Consider the following 4788-nt stretch of genomic DNA (forward strand, 5'->3'; position numbering starts at 1 on the left):
CTCAAGTCGCGCCGCGCATCCAGTTGATGACTGGGCACGGCGACCACCTCCTGGGTTTCGCCGTGCAACGCCACCACCGTGCCGGCCACCGCGAGAATGATCAGGCACAGCAGCAGGACGTAAAGGGTTTCGTGGCCGGCACCGGCGGGGCGTACAACCTGTGTGGTAGTCATTGAGGTTGAATGTCCGCTTGGTCGATGTCCACAACGTGGCCCGGGCCTGCGTCAAACAGCACGTAGAACTCGGCGGAAGGTTTTTTGAAGGTCAGGGTCGAGTCCTGGCCGAGCTTGCCGGGCAGCAGGATGGTCTCGTCGTAACCGATCACATCCAGGGTCACCCCAGGGGCGCCGCTGCCGTCGGAGAACCCGCCGGTGCACTGGATCTGCTCGCCGGGGATTTCCTTGCACTCGCACATCGGGTTGTGGGCCAGGGCCGGGGCACTGAAACCGGCGCACAGCATCAGTGCTGCGCCGGCGCGGGCCAGTTGCGTCAACGTCATGGTTTAACTCCTTGCTTGTTCAGCCAGGCAATGGTGGCGGGCGAGGCCTGACTCAGCGGGATGGAACCCTGGTGCATGCTGCCGTCCCAGCCTTCCATGGTGACCCACAGTTCGGCGTCGGCAGGCGTGCGTTCCGGAATCGGCAAGGCGGCGGCCATGCGGTACGGTGTGCCGAAGAAGATCACGCCGGCGGCGCGCAGGCTGCGTGGCTTGCCGATGCGCAGGTAAGTGGCCTTGACCTGATCGGCGCAGGTGTCGCACAGGGCGGCGTTGAAGAATTTCATCGGGCCGGCCGGGTCCGGGCGCGGGCCTTCGTTGCGAAACTCCGCGAGTTTCAGGCTCCAGGGCCCGACCTGCACGTCGCCGGCTACCCGTTCACCGATGCCGGTGTCGCCGCGAAACAGCGCGGCATCGGCAAAGTACTTGGGCATGAACCCCAGGGGCACCAGCAATAGCAGCACATTGATATGGAAGCGCCATTTCAGCCAAAAGGCCCGCAGCGGCGAGGGCGGTGCAGTGCCAGCGATGACCTTGCTCATCGGTTGCCCTCCGACGTTTCAGTGTGCATGGCCGGAATCGCGGCCGGCTGGCGCGGCGCCTTGTTGCTGCGCTTGAGCGCGTTGAGGGTGGCCAGGGCCGTGCGCTTGGTCCAGATCAACAGGCCGCTCAGCACCATCATGCTCAGCACCAGGCCAAAGAAGGCCCAGATCAGCTTGATCCATATCCCGCCGAAGTCGCCGGTGTGCAGCGGTCGCATCGACTCGGTGACGAACTCCAGCTTGGAACGGTCGGACAGCAAGTGTGCAGATGCGATCTCGCCGTCATACGGGTTGATTTGCGCGGTCTGGAACATCAATGGATACCAGCCTCGGCCACCAATCTGCAGGTGGCTGTAGGCGTTGAGCGGCAGGCTGACAAAGCTCGCTTCCAGGCCCGGGATACGTTGGGTGGCGATCTCGATTGCCTCGTCCAGGGGGATCATCGGTGCCGGCACACCCGGCGCGGAGGTGGGGACTTTCTCGCGGGCGATCACGGGAACGATGGGCTCGCTGGAGATGGAAATCTGGTTGTCGCCCAGGATCGCCTGGATCAGGAACCAGGTGCTGGTGATGGAGATCACTGCGATGAACCAGATCGACCAGATACCGCTCAAGCGGTGGAAGTCACCCCAAAAGATCCGCGCGCCGTGGCGGATACGCAGGGTCGGCCTGAGAAAACCCTTCCAGAAACGCTTGTACACCACCAGCCCGGTGACCAGCGACGCCAGCAAAGGCAGGCTGAGCAGCGACACCAGGTACCAGCCCCAGCTGTAGCCATTGGTAAACGGCACCAGCCACCAGCCGTGCAGCGCGCGGGTGAATTGGCGAAAGTTGAACGACGGGCTGATGCCCTGGATCGCCCCGGTGTACGGGTTGACGTAGACCTCCACTGAACGCCCGTCGGGGTAGCTGAGGTCGACACTCAAGGCAAAGTGCGACTCGTCCGGACGGCTGAGCGACTGCACGATCACCTCGGGTTCAGCGCGCTTGATGGCGGTTATTACCTGGTCGTAGCTCAGGGGTTCGGCGTCATCCGATGGCTTGCTCGCACGGATATCCGGGTTGGCCAGCCAGACGATTTCCTGGCTGACCACCGCCAGGGTGCCGGTGACGCAGACGATCAGTACAAAAAACCAGATGGGCAATGCCAGCCAGCTGTGTACGAGAAACCAGAGTTTTGAGCGTGACTTCTTCGACATGTGAATGCGGGTCTTGATTGAAGGGAGGGCGCAGGAAGCCCGGAAAAGGCCGGTCGTAGCTTTTGCTGACGCGACAGGCTGTATCTAAGTTAAGACGGATGAGAATTGGAAAACCCTAAGCGGAACTTGAAAGAAAATGTTTCCGGTTCACATTCACTGCTGCGTAACGCCGTGATCGAACACGAAACATGTTCCGAGCCATCACCTCTGCAGCATTGATGGGGGCGGGGGGCTGCGTAGGATGGGGTTATACCGTTGAGCGAGCCCTACAAAAAATGACTGCCAGAACCCTTTACGACAAACACATCGACTCCCACACGGTGTGCGCCCTGGACGACCAGGGCCATGTCCTGCTGTACATCGACCGCCAAGTGATCAATGAATACACCAGCCCCCAGGCGTTCAGCGGCCTGCGTGAAGCCGGGCGTGAAGTGTGGCGCCCCGGCACGGCGCTCGCGGTGGTCGATCACGTCAACCCCACCACGCCCCAGCGCATTGCGACGATGCCGGACGCGGGCGGCGCGCGGCAAGTCTCGTACCTGGCGGAAAACTGCCGGGACTTCGGCATCGAACTGCTGGATATCCTCGACAAGCGCCAAGGCATCGAACACGTGATCGCACCCGAGCAGGGCTTCATTCTGCCGGGCATGGTGATTGCCGCCGGTGACAGCCACACCACCACCTACGGCGCCTTGGGCGCGTTCGGGTTTGGTATTGGCACCTCGGAAATCGAGCACCTGCTGGCCTCGCAGACCCTGGTCTACAAACGCCTGAAAACCATGCGTGTGAGCGTCGACGGCGACCTGGCACCCGGCCTGACGTCCAAGGACGTGATCATGGCGCTGATCGGCAAGATCGGTGCGTCCGGCGCCACTGGCTATGCGATTGAGTTTCGCGGAACCACCATCGATGCGCTGAGCGTCGAAGCGCGCATGACCATCTGCAACATGGCGGTGGAGGCGGGCGCACGCGGGGCGTTTATGGCACCGGACGAAAAAGTCTTCACCTACCTCAAGGACAAACCCCGCGCGCCACACGGCGAGCTGTGGGAACAGGCGCTGGTGGGCTGGCGCCAACTGTATTCGGACGCCGACGCCGTGTTCGACCAGGAAGTGCAACTGGATGCGGGCACGCTGGAACCCATGGTCACTTGGGGCACCAGCCCCGACCAGGCCGCCCCCATCGGCGCCCGCGTGCCCGACCCGCAAGACGTCAGTGACTTGATCCTGCGCCAGGACATGCGCCGCGCCCTCAACTACATGGGCCTGGAAGCCGGCATGCCGCTGAGCGATATCGTGATCAGCCATGCGTTTATCGGCTCTTGCACCAATGCGCGTATCGAGGATTTGCGCGACGCCGCCAGTGTGGTGCGCGGTAAACACGTGGCCGAGCATGTGCGGGCGATGATCGTGCCGGGCTCCACCGAAGTGCGCGACCAGGCGGAAGCCGAAGGCCTGGCAGCGATTTTTATCGACGCCGGGTTCGAATGGCGCCAGTCGGGCTGCTCGATGTGCCTGGCAATGAACGACGATGTGCTGGCTCCTGGCGACCGCTGTGCGTCCAGCACCAACCGCAACTTCGAAGGCCGCCAGGGCGCGGGGGCACGCACGCACCTGATGAGCCCGGCGATGGTCGCCGCGGCGGCCATTACCGGCCGTCTTACTGATATTCGCCTGTTTGGAGACCGCGCATGAGCCTGCAACCTTTCACCCTGGTCACTGGCAAGGCCGCGCCGATGCTCGCGGCGAATATCGACACTGACGTGATCATGCCCAAGCAATTTCTCAAGGGCATCGACCGCAACGGTCTGGACCGTGGGTTGTTCTTTGACTTGCGCTTTCTTGCGTCCGGTGAGCCCAACCCTGAGTTTGTGCTGAACCAGCCGGCGTGGCAGGGCGCGAGTTTTATGGTGGTGGGGCCGAACTTTGGCTGTGGTTCCAGCCGTGAGCATGCGGTGTGGGGCTTGAAGCAGATGGGCATTCGCGCGTTGATTGGCAGCAGTTTTGCCGGGATTTTTTATGACAACTGTCAGCGTAATGGGGTGCTTTTGATTACGCTGGAAGAGGCGGTTTTGCAGAGGCTTGGGCAGACGGTCGGGCAGCCTGCGCAGGCCCGGATAAGCGTGGATTTGGAGGCTCAGGAGATTCGGTTGGCGGACGGGCAGGTGATTGCGTTTCAGATTGATACGTTGCGCAAGACGGCGCTGTTGCTGGGGCTGGATGCGATTGGCAGTACGTTGCAGCGTGGGGAGGAGATCAAGGCGTTTGAGCGCAGGCACTTGCTGGCTAATCCTTGGCTTGGCTGAGGGGGGTTGGGTTTTTGTGGGTTGGGGGAGGGGTGAATATCCGTTGCCGCGGTTATGGCTGATATGGGTTCCGCCCTTACGGCGGCTCACTTTTGATAGAGCCGGAATGCCGGCCCAGTCAAAAGTAAGCAAAACGCTCTTGCCCCTCCACTCGGTGCCTCGCTGTGGCTCGGCATGCCCGCACGCAGGCTTGAATCCGTGGGCCGCCGCCACGCGCCATCCATGGCGCGGGGCGGCTAACCCGGC

Annotated in this window: 6 protein-coding genes; 2 read left to right on the plus strand and 4 right to left on the minus strand. The window is 62.4% G+C overall.

The genetic code is table 11. The features are described 5' to 3' along the window. The 4 genes from WBB95_RS20080 to WBB95_RS20095 all read right to left on the minus strand — a co-directional run. Positions 1-173, minus strand: a 173-nt coding sequence (locus tag WBB95_RS20080) for a DUF6162 family protein (RefSeq protein ID WP_424489170.1), incomplete at its 3' end; no start/stop codon positions are given. Next, on the minus strand, positions 170-499 hold the full coding sequence (locus WBB95_RS20085) for a hypothetical protein (protein WP_424489165.1): 330 nt from the start codon (positions 497-499) through the stop codon (positions 170-172). The genes WBB95_RS20080 and WBB95_RS20085, both read right to left, overlap by 4 nt. Continuing rightward, positions 496-1038 (minus strand): thiamine pyrophosphate-binding protein, encoded by a 543-nt coding sequence (locus WBB95_RS20090; protein WP_424489166.1) that lies wholly within the window; start codon positions 1036-1038, stop codon positions 496-498. Before WBB95_RS20090 ends, WBB95_RS20085 begins: the two co-directional genes overlap by 4 nt. After that, positions 1035-2237, minus strand: coding sequence for a PepSY-associated TM helix domain-containing protein (locus WBB95_RS20095; RefSeq protein ID WP_424489167.1), 1203 nt, complete (start codon positions 2235-2237; stop codon positions 1035-1037). The genes WBB95_RS20090 and WBB95_RS20095 overlap by 4 nt, the downstream gene beginning before the upstream one ends. A 275-nt stretch (positions 2238-2512) precedes the next feature. On the opposite strand from WBB95_RS20095, the gene leuC reads away from it, so the two are divergent. Next, positions 2513-3931, plus strand: a complete 1419-nt coding sequence (gene leuC, locus WBB95_RS20100) for a 3-isopropylmalate dehydratase large subunit (RefSeq protein WP_424489168.1) — start codon at positions 2513-2515, stop codon at positions 3929-3931. Then, complete coding sequence (gene leuD / locus WBB95_RS20105; RefSeq protein WP_424489169.1) at positions 3928-4542, plus strand: 3-isopropylmalate dehydratase small subunit; 615 nt, start codon at positions 3928-3930, stop codon at positions 4540-4542. Before leuC ends, leuD begins: the two co-directional genes overlap by 4 nt. The last annotated feature ends 246 nt before the right edge of the window (positions 4543-4788 follow it).

Source organism: Pseudomonas sp. (assembly GCF_049645325.1).
Lineage (GTDB): Bacteria > Pseudomonadota > Gammaproteobacteria > Pseudomonadales > Pseudomonadaceae > Aquipseudomonas.